Origin of the sequence: Tenacibaculum sp. MAR_2010_89, from assembly GCF_900105985.1 — a bacterium.
GTDB classification, from domain to species: Bacteria; Bacteroidota; Bacteroidia; order Flavobacteriales; family Flavobacteriaceae; genus Polaribacter; species Polaribacter halocynthiae.
The window spans coordinates 456,086-474,408 of record NZ_FNUB01000004.1; the positions used below are offsets into that span (position 1 = coordinate 456,086).

Here is an 18,323-nt window from a genome sequence, read left to right on the forward strand (position 1 = left end):
AAATCATGTTTAAAAAATTACTCTTAATTATTTGTATAGTGTCCCCCTTTACAGTTATACACTCACAAGACCATCATCTTAATAAAACTCACAAGAATGATTCTTATGATGAAAAAGGTGAATTTGAAGAAGGAGACATTTTTGTATCAGCCTTATTTGGTTTTGATTCAGAAACAAAAGGCAATGAAAAAGACATTGCCGTTGAATTCTCTGGTAGACTAGGTTATTTATTTTCTAATACACTTACTGGAGGTATAAAATTAAGTTTAGATAATGAAATTATAGAAGGTACATTACATAAAAATATTGATGTTTCACATACACTAATCGGTTTGTTTGGACGATACGATTTTACCCCAGGGCATAAGTTTTCTATTTTTGGAGAACTTGGGTTTGACTATTTATCTTCAAAAAGCAAAGATGGAAATTTAGAGATAAAAGAGAATGGTTACAAAATTGGGTTAAGTCCAGGAATAACATACTTTCTCAACAAACATTTTGCTATTGAAGCTTTTTGGGGGGCTTTACAGTACCAAACAAAAAAAGTTAATGGTGAACATGAATCAACACATGAGTTTAATATCGGAATTGACTTTGAACATATAAATTTTGGTTTAGCATATAAATTTTAGGTGTCAATTTATTACAGTGCCCCGTTATTTATTTCCCTTTAACATCAGATTTATCCCCTTGGGTCTGGTGTTTTTTTTAAATAATTATTTGTTTGTAAGTTAAGTTATGAATTACGAATGTGAAATTTAGTACATTCGTAGTTCGTAATTTAAGCATATGCAACCTTTACACATTATATTACTTATTCTAGGATACTTTGGTGTTTTAATTTTCATCTCATATATTACAAGTAAATCAGCAAATAATACTACTTTTTTCAAAGCAAATAATTCATCTCCTTGGTATTTGGTTGCTTTTGGTATGATTGGAGCCTCACTTTCTGGAGTTACATTTATTTCAGTTCCAGGTTGGATTGAAGGCCAACAAATGAGCTATATGCAAATGGTATTAGGTTATGTAGTTGGATATGCTGTAATAGGTTTAGTATTACTTCCTTTATATTATCGCTTAAATTTAACTTCTATTTACACCTATTTAGAAGATAGGTTTGGTCGTTACTCCTATAAAACTGGAGCTTCTTTTTTCTTATTATCAAGAACTATAGGTGCTGCATTTCGTCTATTTTTAGTTGCCAATGTTTTACAATTAATTTTGTTTAATTCTAATGGTATTCCTTTTTGGGTAACCGTAACGATTACAATTTTACTTATTTGGCTTTATACTTTTAAAGGCGGTATAAAAACAATTGTATGGACAGATACTTTACAAACATTATTTATGCTAATTGCTGTAGGAGTATGTATTGTTATGATTAAAGATGAAATGCAAATAGATAATTTATTTTCTTACATCGCTGAAAACAAACTATCCAAAACATTTTTTTTCGAAGATATAAAAGCTGGAAATTACTTTTGGAAACGCTTTTTTGCAGGCGCCTTTATAGCTATTGTTATGACTGGATTAGATCAAGATATGATGCAAAAAAACTTAACCTGCAGAAATTTAAAGGACGCACAAAAAAACATGTTTTGGTTTACTATTGTTTTAGTTGTTGTTAACTTTTTCTTTTTGGCATTAGGCATATTATTAACTGATTATGCGACAGCAAATGAAATAAATGCCCATAAAGACCAGCTATTCCCAACGATTGCAATGAGTGGTAAATTAGGTTTAGCTACTTCATTATTCTTTTTATTAGGATTAATAGCTGCTGCTTATTCTAGTGCTGATAGTGCTTTAACTTCATTGACTACATCTTTTAGCATTGATATTTTAGAAATTGATAAGAAAGAGAATGAACATGAAAAAGAAAAAACACGTAAAAAAATCCATGTATTATTTTCTCTTATACTAATTGTTACTATTCTGTTTTTTAAATATGTTATCGCAGATGATAGTGTAATTTCTAACATATTTAAAGCTGCGGGTTATACATACGGACCATTACTTGGCTTGTACGCTTTTGGGTTATTTACTAAATTTAATGTAAAAGACAAACTAGTTCCTCTAATTTGTATTATTTCTCCATTTTTAGCATTTGAAATAAACTATCTAACCAATTATTTATGGAAATTTGATTTTGAATTTTTTATTCTAATTTTAAATGGACTTCTTACTTTCCTAGGATTACTAGCTATTAAAACTTCAAAAAATGGCTAAAAAAGGAAAAGCAAAAAACACTGTTAATAAAGCGAAACATACTCGTTTAATGAAACAGAAAGAAAATAAACTTCGTTTAGAAAAACAACGTACTAAAGAACGTTTAAAGTCTATCATTAAAAAAGTAAATGAACAAAAAGAGAATTAAGTTTTAATTTATTTAAGAAGAGTTAACATCGCTATTTAACTACAAAAACAACATTTATTAACGAATTCAAATCAGTTGGTTGCCCTATTATATTACCTGTAAGAACACCCGCATCTGTAATTGATAATCCACTAAAAACTGCTGGGTCAGCATAAGTAACATAATAATATAAATCTCCTGCTGCGTATGTAGGTATTGCATTTGGAGCTGAAGTACTCTTTGCTGTTGGTGTTGCAAACTGCAAGGTATATTGACTGTATAAATTAACTGTAAATGTAGGATTAGCAGTAGAAATAGCTATTGAAGGTGGGTAAAACACTCGAGCTGCTTTTGATGTTATTGGAGCTATCGCTTGAACCACTTCTTCAACAGTACTTTCATTACCTGCGCCTGGCTCTCCTGTTATATTATTTACATCCACTGGTGTTACAATACTTACTTGAGATGCATTTTGACTACCGTCTTGTTTTTGCCAACCTGTACTTGTAAACCTATACACCTCTTGATCAGTTGTATTAAATAACAAAGAACCAATACTAACTCCGGTAAGTGAAACCATTTCTGCATTTGTTGCAGTTGGAAGCCCCATTAAAGAATTAGCATCTATTTGACCAAAAACTGAAAAAGACACAAAAATGAAAAAAAATAGTATTTTTATTTTCATAAAATAAATATTTTGTTTCTAGAGTTTAATCTCTAAAAATAGCCAGGCTATAAAAATACAGTAATTTTTTAGGAACTAAAAAAAATGATAGTATATTTATGCTAAATATCAACGGTTAAGCTCTTTTTTAATGAAAAAAAAATTATTTTATATTTTTATTTCTTTCACCATAACCTCTTTTTCTCAAACAGGCCCAGGAGGTGTAGGAGCTAGAGATGGTTCTTCCTCTCTTATTGTATGGCTAAGAGCCAATGACTTAAATGCCGATGGAGATATTAGTAACAATCCTGCTAATGGCACTTTAATATCAACTTGGTCTGATTTTAGTGGGAATTCAAATAACTTCACACAATCTGGAACAAGAAGACCTACCTATAATACAGCTGGAACATTTAATACTGCTAGATTTGATGCTAGCACTGGTGCTGCTAAGTTTATGAACGGATCTATTTCAGGAATTTATGCTAATGCAAGTACTTTTTTTGTAACAAACCCTGTTAATAATGGGAATTCACACTCTCTTTTTGACCACTCTTCAGCTTCATTAAGAGTTGAACAATGGAGAAACACAAACAGAGTTGGTTTTACTAGATATGGTATTGCTGATTATTCAACTGGTATTGTTTCACCTTTTGGTATCAACTCTATAATTTCCTATCATAAAACTACTGGATCATCATTACTAGAAGTAAGGGTAAATGGGACTAATCAAAACCTTAATATTGGTTCTACAACCGCTGGTATACCTTTAGATAGAATTGGTAGAAACTCTAGTGGCGCTGATGAAGCTAGTGGGGATTTTTTTGAAATAATATTTTACAACAGTCGCGTAAATGATGCTCAAAAAATAATTATTGATAATTATTTAAGTGCAAAATTTGGAAGTATAACAGTTATTAATGATGTATATAACGAAGATGATGTAGCAGCAGGTAACTTTGATCATGATGTTGCCGGTATTGGTAGAGTTAATTCAAGTAATTTACATAATGATTCTCAAGGTACAGGTTTAGTTCGAGTTTTAAATCCTTCAAACCTAAACGACGATGAATTTTTTATGTGGGGACATGACAATAATGCTTTTTTAATGAATACTGGATTAAACGCTCCTAATATTATTAAAAGTAGATTAAACAGAGTATGGAGAGTAAGTGAAGTAAACACCTCAGGAGCGTCTGTTGATGTTGGTAATATTGATATCAGATTTGATTTAACAGGGATCACAGATGTTAGTACTGCTAATTTAAGATTACTTATTGATACTGACAATGATGGCTTATTTGATGATGAAACTCCTATTTCTGGCGCTACAGATTTAGGAAGTAATATTTATAGTTTTAATAGTGTAAACTCACTTACAAACAACAATCGTTTTACAATTGGAATTGGAATAACAACTGTTATAACCAATAGAAAAATAACCTATAGAGTAAACAACTAGCTTTTAACAAAAAAACACTATCTTAAATAAGAGAGTAAGGCAAAAGTTAAATACTAAAAAAATAATAGTACTTTTATTCTAAATTTAAATATTGTATTTATTAAAGTGGTATGAGCTTACAATCAAAATTTTTTGTTTTATTCAACCTGATATTTTCTTCTTTATTATTTTCTCAAACAGGACCAGGAGGAGTTGGAATAACAGATGGAAGTTCAAATTTAGTTCTATGGCTTGACGCAAATAATGTAAGTGTAACTAATGGTACGCTAACTAACAATTGGCCAGATAATTCAGGGTACGGTCACAATTTTACTGATGGTAATGGAGCGGTATTTACTACAAATTCAGTAAATAGCTATCCTTCTTTTAGCTTTAATGATACAAGTAATTACTTTCAACACCCATTTCAAAGTAGATTAACTCCTACTTCATTTACTATATTCTCAGCATCTAGTGTTGCAAGTTCTGGATCATATAAAGCAGTATTATCTAACCGTGATGATCCTTCAGGATCGCCTACAAGGGGATTTATTTTATACTCTCGTCCAGGTTCAAATAATTGGTCATTCTGGACAGGTAGAGATAGTGGCCCTTGGCAAACTGTAGAAGGCAATATTAATACAACTGCAAATTGGTCATCACAAATGATGAGATATAATGGTACAACAAGAGAGAAAAATCTTTCTATTAACAACAATACCTTTTCTACTGCAACTCATACAATGACTTCAAATACTTCAAGACCATTCAGAGTTGGAGCTGGTAGAAATGAATCAAACACCCCAAATTACTACTTTAATGGTAACATTTCAGAAATAATTATGTTTGATAATTTAATCAATGAAGCACAAATAATAATTGTCCAAAATTATTTAGCAGCAAAATATAACTATTCATTATCCTTATCTGATGTATATAATGAAGACACACCTGCATCTGGAAATTATGATCATGATGTTGCTGGTATTGGAAGAGTAAATTCAACTAATTTACATAATGACTCTCAAGGAACTGGGATTGTAAGAGTTTTAAACCCGTCAAACCTTAATGATAGTGAATTTTTTATGTGGGGTCATGACAATGGAACCTTTCAAATGAATACGGGATTAAATGCCCCTGAGATTATTAAAAGTAGATTAAATAGAATATGGAGAGTAAGCGAAGTAAACATTTCTGGAACAACAGTAGATGTTGGCTCAATTGATATGAGATTTGATTTAACAGGAATTACTGGAGTAAACACTGCTAATTTAAGGTTACTTGTTGATACAGATAACGATGGTATATTTGATGATGAAACTCCTATTTCTGGAGCAACTGACTTAGGCAGTAACACTTATAGCTTTACTAATGTAAACTCAATACAAAATAATAATCGTTTTACCTTAGGTGTTGCAATAACAACTGTTATCACAAATAAAAAAATAACCTATAGAGTAAATAATTAATATGATAATTATTTCTATATAAAGTAAAAAACCGAGTTTAAAACTCGATTTTTTATTTGTCTATAGATCCTAAAACACGTTTCATAAAAGTATTTAACGCTTCTTTTTTAGGTGCTCCTTCTTTTATCATTTTGTGTACCTCAACTGCTCCATACATATTAGAAATCAATTCTCCAATAACATCTAACTCTTCATCTTTTAATGATGAAACTTCGGTTAAAGCTTCTAATGTTTCTATAGTTTCTATTACAAAATCTTCATCATTTTCTTCTATAAAAGAAGTTAAATGTTTTATTACAGGTAATTTCATGTTTTTCTTTTTTAACAGGTTATTTACACAACTTCGTTAACCAATTCTTTTAATACATCAAACTTGTTAGTTTGAGTTTGATTTACAAATTTACCATCAACAAACGTTGCAAATGTTGGTAAATTATCAACTGTAGCTAATTTTCTACTTTCTGGGAATTTTTCTGCATCAGCTATAATGAATACCATATTTTCATTTTCAGAAGCTAATTTCTTGAATTTAGGCTTCATAATTCTACAGTTACCACACCAAGTAGCAGCATACTGAACAACAACAGTTTTATTATCTGAAACAATTTGTCCTAAATTGTCTTGATTTAATTCTTGTACCATGATTTTATTTTTTTAATTATTAAGAAAGAACTCTTAAAAAGACACACTTTTACTAAAGTGTTGAGAAGAAAAGTTCGTGCTACTTAATTTATTATTTTCACACGAACTTTTAATGTATTCTAGTGAGAAGCTAAATACTCAGCAGTTCCTTTTGCATTAGGCTGCATTGCATCTTTACCTTCTTCCCAGTTTGCAGGACAAACTTCACCTTTTTCTTGTACGTGCGTGTAAGCATCAACTAAACGTAAAAATTCACTTACATTACGACCAACAGGCATGTGGTTAATTCCTTCATGGAAAACAGTTCCTTCTTCGTCAATTAAATAAGTAGCTCTATAAGTTACGTTATCTCCTTCTACCTGTACAGTACCAGTAGCTTCATCATAAGTTTCGTTAGAAATATCTAAAATACCTAAGATAGATGATAAGTTACGGTTACTATCAGCTAATAATGGGTAAGTTACACCTTCAATTCCTCCATTATCTTTAGATTGGTTTAACCATGCAAAGTGTACTTCTGGCGTATCACATGAAGCTCCAATTACAACAGTATTTCTTTTTTCGAATTCTCCTAAGGCAGCTTGAAAAGCATGTAACTCAGTAGGACAAACAAAAGTAAAATCTTTAGGGTACCAAAATAACAATACTTTTTTCTTGTTATTTACTGCCTCTTCTAAAACATTTACTTTAAATGTATCCCCCATTTCGTTCATTGCATCAACGTTTAAATTTGGGAATTTCTTACCAACTAATGTAGCCATTTTTATAATTTTAAATGATTAATATTTATTTTTTACAAGTACAAATATACCACCGAAAAAAAGTTTGTAATAAAAAAGTTGATGCTAATTTTTTATTTTAACATCAACTTTATTTATAGTTTAACTTTTAAAGTATAAGATTTGATTATTTACTAGCGAACATATTTACATCATTTCCTGAAACTTCTTTTTCGCCAAGTATAATTAAACGCTCAACTACATTTCGTAATTCACGTATATTTCCTGTCCAATCATATTCTTGTAATAACTTTATTGCTGCTGCAGAAAAACCTTTTTTAGGAGTTCCTTGTTCTTTTGAAATTTTATCAGTGAAAAAGTTAATCAATAATGGAATATCTTCTCTTCTATCATTTAAAGCAGGTACTTTAATTAAAATTACTGCTAAACGATGGTATAAATCTTCTCTAAATCGCCCTTCAGCAATTTCTTTCTTTAAATCTTTATTTGTTGCTGCTACAACGCGAACATTTACTTTTATATCTTTATCAGATCCTACTCGTTGAATACGATTTTCTTGCAAAGCTCTTAATACCTTTGCTTGCGCTGATAAACTCATATCTCCTATTTCATCTAAGAAAATAGTACCTCCATTTGCAGCTTCAAACTTACCAGCTCTATCTTTATTAGCTCCTGTAAAACTCCCTTTAACATGCCCAAATAATTCACTTTCTATTAACTCAGAAGGTATCGCAGCACAGTTAACTTCAATCATTGGAGCTTTTAATCTATCTGATTTCTCATGTAACCAGTGAGCTACTAACTCTTTTCCAGTTCCATTAGGTCCAGTTATTAAAACACGGGCGTCAGTTGCAGCTACTTTTTCTATGATATCTTTTATATGAGTAATTGCATCACTTTCACCAACCATCTCATAGCTTTTACTAACTTTCTTTTTTAATCGTTTGTTTTCTACAACCAATTCTTTTCTGTCAAGTGCATTACGAACCGTATTTAACAAACGATTTAAATCTGGTGGCTTTGAAATATAATCAAAAGCACCTAATCGCATTGTATTTACCGCTGTATCTAAATCTCCATGCCCAGAAATCATAACCATTGGTATTTCTGGCTTTATTTTTTTAGCTTTTTCTAACACCTCAACACCATCCATCTTAGGCATTTTAATATCACATAATACTAAATCATAATCTTTATCTTTAATCATTTCTATTCCTGCCAATCCATCTTCAGCTTCTTCAACCTTATAAGCATCATTTTCTTCAGAAATAATTTTTTTCAATACTCTACGAATTGCTGCTTCGTCCTCAATTATTAATATTTTTGACATCTTCCGTTAGATTTTTATTCAACTTACTTATTATTAGATCTTCTCTATTTTTAAATGTATCTTCTTCGTACTTTATAAAAATAAATTTATCATTTTTCTTTTTAAAACGAATCAAAGACTGTTCCTTTATTATTTCAAAACTTAAAAAATCTTCCCATAGATAATCTTCAAAATAACTTCTTCCCTTTACAATTCCTTTATCCGTTAAATAAACCTCATAATTACTTTCAAATAAACCTCTTATTACCAAAGACATAAGCAACCCATAAAAAAAACCTGAATTTCCATTTTCACCTAGAAAAAAGTAGGCGAATTCTGTATTTAAATCAAAGTTAAATTTTGAAACATATACAACATAAACTATAAAACTTATTAAAATTAAAAAAGAAGCAATGTATTGATTTAAAAAGAATTCTCTCTCCCCTAATTTAACCAACCTTCTTTTATTTTTATAAAATTTTATTACTTCAAGTACTTTCAAAACTATCAGAAATACTAGTAAAGGAATAAAGAAAATTATAGCATTTTCTATTTCCCAAATACAAAACATAATGAATAGAGCTGAGGTTATATAGAATAAAAACCTTAATACATTTCTTTTTTTCATTAAACCCTACTCTTTAACAACATGTACATCTCTTTGCGGAAATGGTATAGAGATATTATGTTCTCTAAATAATTGATCTATTTTAAAACGAATATCACTTTGCGGTATAGAAGCCATAAAGCTATCATTTAAAGTAAACACTAACTTGAAGTCTAACGAATTATCTCCAAAATTCATAAACAAAACTAGAGGTTCAGGGTTGTTTAATATGTTTGGGTGTTCATTAGCGGCTCTTAACAAAAGCTTTTTAACCAACTCTAAATCGCTACCATAAGCAACTCCTACCTCAACACTTTCTCTTGTGGTTGTTCCATTCTGTGTCCAATTATATAAACTACTCGTTAAATACTTATGATTTGGTATAATTAATACCTTATTATCAATAGTTACCGCCCTTGTTGTTCGTAATTTTATTTCTTCGACTCTACCTACTTTATCATCTAATTCAATAATATCACCAACATGTACACTTTGGTCTACAATTATAAAAATACCAGAAATTATATCCTGAAAAAAAGTTTGTAAAGCCAAACCTACACCAATTAACAAGGCTGCAGAAGCTGCAAATATTGCAGTTACATTTACACCGGATGTACTAAGAGTTGTAAGAAAAATAGTTATGTATAATAGCCAACTAACAAAAGAAAAAACAGTGTCAAATTTATTTTTATCTTCTTGCTCAAGCCTTTTTACTACTAGTTTTTTAAAAAGCTTTAAAAGTATAGAGGCAATTACCAATACAAGTATTAATACTAAAATAGCTTTAACACTTATGCTTATTTCTTTACTAAATTTAAACGAATAGTTAAGTATATTATTAAGTTCTTTCACATGAATAAAATTATGGTAAATATTTTATTTTACACAAAAAAAAAGCAGTTATCTTTTACAATAACTACTTTTAATTTTAACTATTAGAATATATTATCCGTTATAACGAATCCATTTCCATAAATCTTTATAACTAGGTTTTTTACCATACATTAAAATACCTACTCTATAAATTTTAGCTGCTAACCATACCATTACCATAAAAGTTACTACTAATAATATCATAGAAATTGCTATTTCCCACCAAGCTACACCAAAGGGTATACGCATTAACATTACAATAGGTGATGTAAAAGGTATGTATGAAAACAGAACAGATATTGGCCCATGTGGATCATTAATTACAGTAAAAAAACCAACATAAATCCCCAACATTAAAGGCAGCATAATTGGCATCATAAACTGTTGTGTATCTGTTTCATTATCAACTGCTGCACCTACAGCTGCGAACAATGAACTATACAACATATATCCTCCCAAGAAATAGAAAATAAATAAGCAGAAAATTTTAAACAAAGGAAGATTCAATACTTCCTTTATAATTTGTTCAAGTTTACCTCCACTTGCAGCCTCTTTCATTGCATCCATTTGTTCAGCAGAAACTTTTGAGGTTTGCATTTCCATCATATCAACTCCTAATAAAGATGACGCAACAACACTTATTATAAGCATAATAACTCCCCAAATAAAGAATTGCAGCAACCCTGCTGACGCATTACCTATAATTTTACCCAACATTAATTGAAAAGGCTTTACTGAAGAAACTATTATTTCAATAATTCTACTTGTTTTTTCTTCAATTACACTTCTCATTACTGAGGTTCCATATATCATTACAAACATAAAGAGTAAATACCCAGCAGCTCCTCCAGCAATAATACTTGCTACATTTTTTGCTTTTGAAGATTCCTCTCCAGAGAAATTAAACATCTTAATATCAGAAGAAATTTTAGACGCTTTTATTTTAGCTAAATCAATTCCAAAATTATTGAGTTTTAAATTTCGAAAACGTGTTTCTATCTTTCTTTCTATATTACCTAGAACAGACATTCCTGGAGAATCTTTAGAATAAAATTCTATCGATTTAGCTAACACTTCTATACTATCTAATTTAGGTATATATAAAGCTCCGTAATAATCTCCCCCTTCCACTTTCTTTTTCGTTTCCTCAAGTCCTAATTTTGTAAAATCTTGATAATTAATAGTTTTTGAATCTTTAAATATATCTTTAGAAAACAATCCAGATTCATCAACATATACTATGTTTTTAACCTTTTCATCGTTTTTTTTCATCAAGAAAAAAACCAATGCTCCCATACCTACCATTAACAACGGACTTAAAAAAGTCATCATTAAAAATGATTTATTCCTAACTTTAGCAATAAACTCGCGTTCAATAATTAATCTTAACCTGCTCATCGTTTAACTGTTTTTATTTATTGCTTCAATGAAAATATCATTGGCACTTGGAATTAGTTCTACAAAATGTTGTACTTGCCCTTGAGTTGTTAAAAATGACAATAAATCATTTGCCGTATTACCTTCAGTTAATTTTACATTTAACTTTAATCCGTCATTTAGTGACCTAAAATCAGCTGGTAAAACTTTAAATTTCTCTTTTAATTTAGCTTCTACTTCCTTAGTATTTGTAGTATTTAAACCAACTTGAAAAGTATTTGTTCTAAACTCCCTTTTAACATCATCTAACTTTCCATCTAAAATTTTATTAGACTTATCAATTAAAGCGATATAGTCACACATCTCTTCAACACTTTCCATACGATGTGTAGAAAAAATAATAGTAGCTCCTTCATCTCGAAGTTGTAAAATTTCTTTAGCTATTAACTGAGCATTAATTGGATCAAAACCTGAAAAAGGCTCATCAAAAATCAATAATTTTGGTTGATGCAATACAGTAACAATAAATTGTACTTTTTGAGCCATTCCTTTTGACAACTCTTCTATTTTCTTTCCCCACCAAGCCCCAATATCAAACTTATCAAACCAATATTTAAGACGTTTTTTTGCTTCTGTTTTAGACAATCCTTTCAATTGAGCTAAATATAATGCTTGTTCGCCTACCTTCATGCTTTTATACAACCCTCTTTCCTCTGGTAAGTAACCAATATATTCAACATGATGAGGAGCTAAAGCTTCTCCATCTAAAAGTATTTTACCACTATCTGGCATTGTTATCTGGTTAACAATTCTGATTAACGAAGTTTTTCCTGCTCCGTTAGGACCAAGCAACCCAAATACACTTCCTTTAGGAACATGTATTGACACATCATTTAATGCAGTATAATCCCCATAGCGTTTTACCACATTATTAATTTCTAGTAAATTATTCATTGATTTTTTGGTTAATTAATAGCTGTCTTAATAGCAAGCTTTAACAAACTTACATATTTTTTATATTTAATTAGTATGCTCTAATCTTCAATTGTTACATCAAAACATAAAAAAATAGCTACAGTTTTTAAATTAACTTTAAAAACTATAGCTATTTTAAGAATATCCAAAGAGGTAACTTTACTCTTTAATTAAACGTTTAATTATAAAATCATTTTCTAAAAATATCTTCACTGAATATATACCAGACTTTAAATTAGAAATATCTATTCCTTTCTTTATATTTATTTCCCCTCTTAAAACTCTACCTGAAAAATCTAAAATTTCTATTTTTGAAACAGTATTTTCTTCACTATTTATATGCAACATGCTTTTTGCTGGATTAGGATACATACTAATTTCTTTAAAAGCTTTTGATAGCATTGGAGCAACAATTGGCACAGTAGAACAAAGTGTACTATAATTTGTTTGAGAATCTTTATTGGTCCAAGAACTTGTACTGTGTGCTACATCATCTACTTGAACACAGGTTAAATCTGGGTTATTTCTAATATCAAAAGAAGCTATAGATAAATTTTGCCCGTTAGCAACATTTAAATTTTTTAAAGCACCATTTTTACTATTAAAATATCTTAAATTTGGATTATTAGACACATCTAAATCACCTATTAAATTATTACCACAATAAAAAATATCTAACGCTAAATTGTTAGAAACATCTATGCTTGTTAGTTGATTTAATTTACAATTTAAATATTTTAAACTTGCGTTTGTAGTGACATTTAAACTTGTCAATTGATTCTGATTACAGTATAAGTTTACTAAACCAGCATTGTTGGTAACATCAATAGTTGTTAATTGGTTTTGACTACAATTAAATATTCTAAGCCCTAAATTATTTGAAACATCTATAGTCGTTAATGCATTAGATCTGCAGTTTAAATATCTTAAATTTGTGTTCACTGAAACATCTAAACTTGTTAATTGATTTTGACTACAATCTAACCTTGTTAATGCTGTAAAAGCTTCAATACCTGTTAAATTAGCAATACTTTTGTTTGAACAATTTATTATACCTGTAAAGGCAACTGCTTCACTACATTCTATTTCAGTATTTCCATTAGTATTAATCAAATTATTATTTACTAAATATGATTTAAAATTAACATCAGGAATATTTACAGTACAAACACTATTACAATTAGCACTATAACTTGTCTGTGAATCTTTAAATGTCCAGTTTGTTGTGCTATAAGCTGGGTTATCAACTTGTACACATAGTAAGTTTGGATTATTCGTTATTCTAAAGTCTAACATGTTTTGATTAAACCCATTTGTTACATTTAAAGCTGTTAGCTGATTATTTGTAGCTCTAACAGCAATTAAATCTATATTCTGAGTCAAATCAAGGCTTGCTACCTGATTATAACTACACTCTAAAGATTTTAATTTACTATTGTTAGAAGTGTCAAGAGTAGTTATTTGATTATTTTGACATGATACATATTTTAAATCTACATTACTATTAATATTCAAACCTGTCAATTGATTAAAGCCGCATTCCAAATAACTTAAAGCTAGGTTCTGAGTTAAATCAATAGTTGCCAATGAATTTCTCTTACAATTTAATTCTACTAAGTTAACATTATTAGTAAAATCTATAGTAGTTAATTGATTACTCTCACAATTTATAACTGTCAAATTTTTGTTTTGAGTAATATTCAAATTTGTTAATTGATTACTTTCACAAAACAACTCTGTTAAATGAATATTTTGAGAAAGATCCAAACTAGTTAATTGATTCGCATTACAATATAGTTTTGTTACATTAACAAAAGCTTCTATCCCAGTTAAATCTGTAATCTGTTTCCCTTGACAGTATATTACTCCAGTAAAAGCTGTTGCCTCACTACATTGGATCTCTGTATCTCCATTAGTATTAATTAAACTGTTATTTACTAAATATGATTTAAAGTTAGCGTCTGGAATTGTTACATCACACACAGAAGTATTACAATTTATGCCATAGTTTGTATGCGCATCTTTTAATCTCCAATTAGCAATACTATATGCAGGATCATCAACTTGTACACAAAATAAGTTTGGATTATTACGCATTCCTAAATACCTAATTACTCTATTATTACCATTAGCAATATTAAAATTGGTTAAATGATTATCATTAACAGCAACGTTAGATAATTTGCTATTATTTACAAAATTCAAACTAGTTAAGTTATTCTCATAACAGTGTAAATCTCGAAGTTCTAAATTATTAGAAACATCTAAACTTGTTAATTGATTTTTAAAACACGACAATTTTTTTAACCCTATGTTTCTAGAAATATCTAAACTTATTAACTGATTATCTTCACAAAAAATGGTTCTAAGAGACAAGTTATTACCTAAAGTCAAACTTGTTAATTGATTTCTACCACAAATTAAAGTTAACAAACTTGTATTATAGGTCACATTTATATCTGTTAACTGATTATTAAAACACCATAAATGCTTTAATCTTAAGTTACGAGACACATCTATACTAGTTATCTGATTATCGTTACAATGCAAACCTTTTAAATTTACAAAAGCTTCAATCCCTGTTAAATCAGTTATCCCTAAGTTAGTTGCATAAATAGACCCCCAATAGTTACTTGCCTCACTTACTTGTATTTCATTATCTCCATTCCTATTGATACTTGTATTATTTACTAAATAGTTTTTAAAATTAGCATCTGGAATGTTTACATTTTGTGCGCTAACACTAAAAAACGTAGTTATTAGAATAAATAGCGTTAAAGTATTTTTCATCATTTTCTTTTTTGTTTAAAATATCACACAAAAATGAACTACTTCCATAGTATTCTTCCTAATATGTTTCCCAAATCACTATTTTACTTTCCCTATGATTTTATGATTTTCTATCAAAAAAAATACTATGCACGCATAATTTTTTTACAATTTACTATGCGTGCATAATATTTTTTTTATATATTTGACCCAGTATGGAAAAAAACAAATCAATAGATCATCAATTAAGAGCTACATGGCAAGCAGTTGCTAAAATGTATAATGAGCAAGCTGCAAAGCATAATAGCACTATGGCTACAGCTTTTGTTCTACTTAATATTGATTTTGAAGATGGAACTCCCTCTACCGCGCTAGGACCTCTTATGGGTATGGAACCTACTAGTCTTTCTCGTTTATTAAAAACAATGGAAGATAAAAAAATGATTTTCAGGAAAAAAAACCCAAACGACGGTAGAAGTGTTATCATTAAACTAACTGATTACGGTAAAGAAATGCGTGAAGTATCTAAAGGGCACGTATATCAATTTAATAATGAAGTAAGAAAACATATTACTGATGAAGAACTAGAAAACTTCTTTAAAGTAACAAGAACTATAAATCAACTTATTACAGACAAATTGATTTATGGTGATGATATAAATAAACAAGCTGTATAAAACATTAAACTAATGACAAGAAGAATTAAAAAAGTAGCGATTATAGGTTCTGGAATTATGGGATCTGGTATTGCATGTCATTTTGCTAATATTGGCGTTGAAGTATTATTATTAGATATAGTTCCTCGTGAACTTAATGACAAAGAAAAAGCAAAAGGATTGACTTTAGAAGACAAAGCTGTACGTAACCGTTTGGTTAACGATGCACTAACCGCTTCTTTAAAATCAAAACCATCTCCTATTTACAGTAAAAAATTTGCAGATAGAATTACCACTGGTAATATTGATGACGATTTACATAAAATTAAAGATGTAGATTGGATAATGGAGGTTGTTGTTGAACGCTTAGACATAAAACAAAGTGTTTTTGAACAAGTTGAAAAACACCGTACTCCTGGTACTATTATCTCTTCAAATACTTCAGGAATTCCTATCAAGTTTATGAATGAAGGAAGAAGTGAAGATTTTCAAAAACATTTTGCAGTAACTCACTTTTTTAATCCTCCTCGTTATTTAAAATTATTTGAAGTTGTTCCTGGTCCTCAATGTAAACAAGAAGTTACTGACTTCTTAATGGATTATGGTTCTAAGTTTTTAGGAAAAACTTCTGTTTTAGCTAAAGATACTCCAGCTTTTATAGGAAATAGAATTGGAATTTTCGGAATTCAATCTTTATTTCATCAAGTAAAAGAATTAGGATTAACTATTGAAGAAGTTGATAAATTAACTGGTCCTGTAATTGGTCGCCCAAAATCGGCTACTTTTAGAACTGTTGATGTTGTAGGTCTTGATACTTTAGTACATGTTGCTAATGGTATTTATGAAAACTGCCCAAATGATGAAGCTCATAATTTATTTAAGCTTCCTGATTTCATCAACACCATGATGGAAAACAAATGGTTAGGTAGTAAAACCAAACAAGGTTTCTACAAAAAATCAGTGAATGCTGAAGGTAAAAAAGAAATTTTATCATTAGACTTAGACACGATGGAATATCGTTCTAAAAAACGTGCAAAGTTTGCTACTTTAGAATTAACAAAAACCATTGACAAACCAATTGATCGTTTTAAAGTATTAGTTGGAGGAAAAGATAAAGCGGGTGAATTTTACCGTAAGAATTTCGCAGCTATGTTTGCGTATGTTCAAAATAGAATTCCAGAGATATCTGACGAATTATACAAAATTGACGATGCCATGAAAGCTGGTTTCGGATGGGAAAATGGACCTTTCGAAATTTGGGATGCTGTAGGAGTAGAAAAAGGTATCGAATTAATGAAAGCTGAAGGTAAAGAGCCTGCTGCTTGGGTTGTTGAAATGTTAGCAAAAGGTTCGTCTTCTTTCTATTCAGTTAAAGAAGGAGCAACTTATTACTATGATGTAAATGCAAAAGTTCAAACCAAAAAACCAGGCCAAGATTCATTTATCATCTTAGATAATATTCGTAAAACAAATGAGGTATTTAAAAACTCAGGAGTAGTTATTGAAGATATAGGAGGTGGTATTTTAAATTGTGAATTCCAATCTAAAATGAACACTATAGGTGGAGATGTTTTAGCTGGATTAAACAAAGCAATTGATTTAGCAGAAAAAGACTTTCAAGGATTAGTAGTTGGTAATCAAGCGGCAAACTTCTCAGTAGGTGCTAACATAGGAATGATTTTTATGATGGCAGTTGAGCAAGAGTATGATGAATTAAATATGGCTATTAAGTATTTCCAAGATACTATGATGCGTATGCGTTATTCATCAATCCCAACAATTTCTGCACCTCATGGAATGGCTTTAGGTGGTGGATGTGAATTATCATTACATGCTGATAAAGTAGTTGCTGCTGCTGAAACATACATGGGATTAGTTGAGTTTGGAGTTGGAGTTATCCCTGGTGGAGGTGGTTCTAAAGAGATGGCTTTAAGAGCATCAGACACTTTCCGTACAGGAGATGTACAATTAAATGTACTTCAAGAATATTTCTTAACTATAGGTATGGCAAAAGTATCAACTTCAGCTTATGAAGCTTTTGACTTAGGCTTATTACAAAAAGGAAAAGATGTTGTTGTTGTAAATAAAGAACGTCAAATTGCACAAGCTAAAAAGCATGCTGTTTTATTAGCAGAAGCTGGTTATACACAACCCGTAAAACGTGAAGATGTTTTAGTATTAGGTAAACAAGCTTTAGGTGCATTTATGGTTGCTACCGATTCAATGCAAGCTAGTAAGTTTATCTCTGAGCATGACCAAAAAATTGCCAATAAGTTAGCTTATGTAATGGCAGGTGGAGATTTATCAGAACCAACAAAAGTTTCTGAACAATATTTATTAAACATAGAGCGTGAAGCGTTCTTAAGTTTATGTACAGAGCGCAAAACATTAGAGCGTATTCAGCACATGTTAAAAACTGGTAAACCATTAAGAAACTAAGAA

At 29.9% G+C, this 18,323-nt stretch carries 17 protein-coding genes; 7 read left to right on the plus strand and 10 right to left on the minus strand.

Going from position 1 to position 18,323, the window contains the following annotated elements:
• Positions 1-5: 5 nt before the first annotated feature.
• The 3 genes from BLV71_RS02920 (at position 6) to BLV71_RS18455 (ending at position 2,380) form a co-directional block, all read left to right on the plus strand.
• Positions 6-632, plus strand: coding sequence for an outer membrane beta-barrel protein (locus BLV71_RS02920; RefSeq protein ID WP_093869087.1), 627 nt, complete (start codon positions 6-8; stop codon positions 630-632).
• Between the two features lie 157 nt (positions 633-789).
• Positions 790-2,232: a sodium:solute symporter gene (locus BLV71_RS02925; RefSeq protein WP_093869088.1), complete on the plus strand. Its 1,443-nt coding sequence runs from the start codon at positions 790-792 to the stop codon at positions 2,230-2,232.
• A complete protein-coding gene (locus BLV71_RS18455; RefSeq protein WP_176974339.1) occupies positions 2,225-2,380 on the plus strand; it encodes a hypothetical protein in 156 nt (51 codons plus the stop codon). The genes BLV71_RS02925 and BLV71_RS18455 overlap by 8 nt, the downstream gene beginning before the upstream one ends.
• A 31-nt stretch (positions 2,381-2,411) precedes the next feature.
• On the opposite strand, the gene BLV71_RS02930 is transcribed toward BLV71_RS18455, so the two are convergent.
• On the minus strand, positions 2,412-3,044 hold the full coding sequence (locus tag BLV71_RS02930) for a hypothetical protein (RefSeq protein WP_233487190.1): 633 nt from the start codon (positions 3,042-3,044) through the stop codon (positions 2,412-2,414).
• A gap of 130 nt (positions 3,045-3,174) precedes the next feature.
• Between BLV71_RS02930 and BLV71_RS02935 the strand changes: the two genes are divergently transcribed.
• The gene (locus BLV71_RS02935) at positions 3,175-4,485 is read left to right on the plus strand and encodes a DUF8202 domain-containing protein (protein ID WP_093869089.1); all 1,311 of its coding nucleotides are present in this window, start codon (positions 3,175-3,177) and stop codon (positions 4,483-4,485) included.
• 110 nt (positions 4,486-4,595) lie between these two features.
• Positions 4,596-5,933 carry a DUF8202 domain-containing protein gene (locus BLV71_RS02940; RefSeq protein ID WP_093869090.1) on the plus strand — a complete coding sequence of 446 codons (1,338 nt, stop codon included), beginning with the start codon at positions 4,596-4,598 and terminating at the stop codon, positions 5,931-5,933.
• Between the two features lie 52 nt (positions 5,934-5,985).
• Here BLV71_RS02940 and BLV71_RS02945 read toward each other — a convergent pair whose 3' ends face one another.
• The 9 genes from BLV71_RS02945 to BLV71_RS02985 all read right to left on the minus strand — a co-directional run bounded on the left by BLV71_RS02945 (position 5,986) and on the right by BLV71_RS02985 (position 15,249).
• On the minus strand, positions 5,986-6,243 hold the full coding sequence (locus BLV71_RS02945; RefSeq protein WP_093869091.1) for a DUF6952 family protein: 258 nt from the start codon (positions 6,241-6,243) through the stop codon (positions 5,986-5,988).
• Positions 6,244-6,266: 23 nt separating this feature from the next.
• The gene (locus BLV71_RS02950) at positions 6,267-6,575 is read right to left on the minus strand and encodes a thioredoxin family protein (protein ID WP_093869092.1); all 309 of its coding nucleotides are present in this window, start codon (positions 6,573-6,575) and stop codon (positions 6,267-6,269) included.
• Between the two features lie 119 nt (positions 6,576-6,694).
• Positions 6,695-7,336, minus strand: a complete 642-nt coding sequence (locus BLV71_RS02955; protein ID WP_093869093.1) for a peroxiredoxin — start codon at positions 7,334-7,336, stop codon at positions 6,695-6,697.
• 145 nt (positions 7,337-7,481) lie between these two features.
• Positions 7,482-8,645 (minus strand): sigma-54-dependent transcriptional regulator, encoded by a 1,164-nt coding sequence (locus BLV71_RS02960; RefSeq protein ID WP_093869094.1) that lies wholly within the window; start codon positions 8,643-8,645, stop codon positions 7,482-7,484.
• Positions 8,623-9,252, minus strand: a complete 630-nt coding sequence (locus BLV71_RS02965) for a hypothetical protein (protein ID WP_143032750.1) — start codon at positions 9,250-9,252, stop codon at positions 8,623-8,625. Before BLV71_RS02965 ends, BLV71_RS02960 begins: the two co-directional genes overlap by 23 nt.
• Positions 9,253-9,258: 6 nt before the next feature.
• Complete coding sequence (locus BLV71_RS02970; protein ID WP_255405094.1) at positions 9,259-10,083, minus strand: mechanosensitive ion channel family protein; 825 nt, start codon at positions 10,081-10,083, stop codon at positions 9,259-9,261.
• A gap of 93 nt (positions 10,084-10,176) precedes the next feature.
• Positions 10,177-11,502 (minus strand): ABC transporter permease, encoded by a 1,326-nt coding sequence (locus BLV71_RS02975; RefSeq protein ID WP_093869097.1) that lies wholly within the window; start codon positions 11,500-11,502, stop codon positions 10,177-10,179.
• Positions 11,503-11,505: 3 nt separating this feature from the next.
• On the minus strand, positions 11,506-12,435 hold the full coding sequence (locus BLV71_RS02980; RefSeq protein WP_093869098.1) for an ABC transporter ATP-binding protein: 930 nt from the start codon (positions 12,433-12,435) through the stop codon (positions 11,506-11,508).
• Positions 12,436-12,615: 180 nt separating this feature from the next.
• Positions 12,616-15,249: a T9SS type A sorting domain-containing protein gene (locus tag BLV71_RS02985; RefSeq protein ID WP_093869099.1), complete on the minus strand. Its 2,634-nt coding sequence runs from the start codon at positions 15,247-15,249 to the stop codon at positions 12,616-12,618.
• A gap of 191 nt (positions 15,250-15,440) precedes the next feature.
• Here BLV71_RS02985 and BLV71_RS02990 point away from each other — a divergent pair, with 191 nt between their 5' ends.
• Complete coding sequence (locus BLV71_RS02990; protein WP_093869100.1) at positions 15,441-15,902, plus strand: MarR family winged helix-turn-helix transcriptional regulator; 462 nt, start codon at positions 15,441-15,443, stop codon at positions 15,900-15,902.
• A gap of 12 nt (positions 15,903-15,914) precedes the next feature.
• Positions 15,915-18,320, plus strand: coding sequence for a 3-hydroxyacyl-CoA dehydrogenase/enoyl-CoA hydratase family protein (locus BLV71_RS02995; RefSeq protein ID WP_093869101.1), 2,406 nt, complete (start codon positions 15,915-15,917; stop codon positions 18,318-18,320).
• Positions 18,321-18,323: the final 3 nt, after the last annotated feature.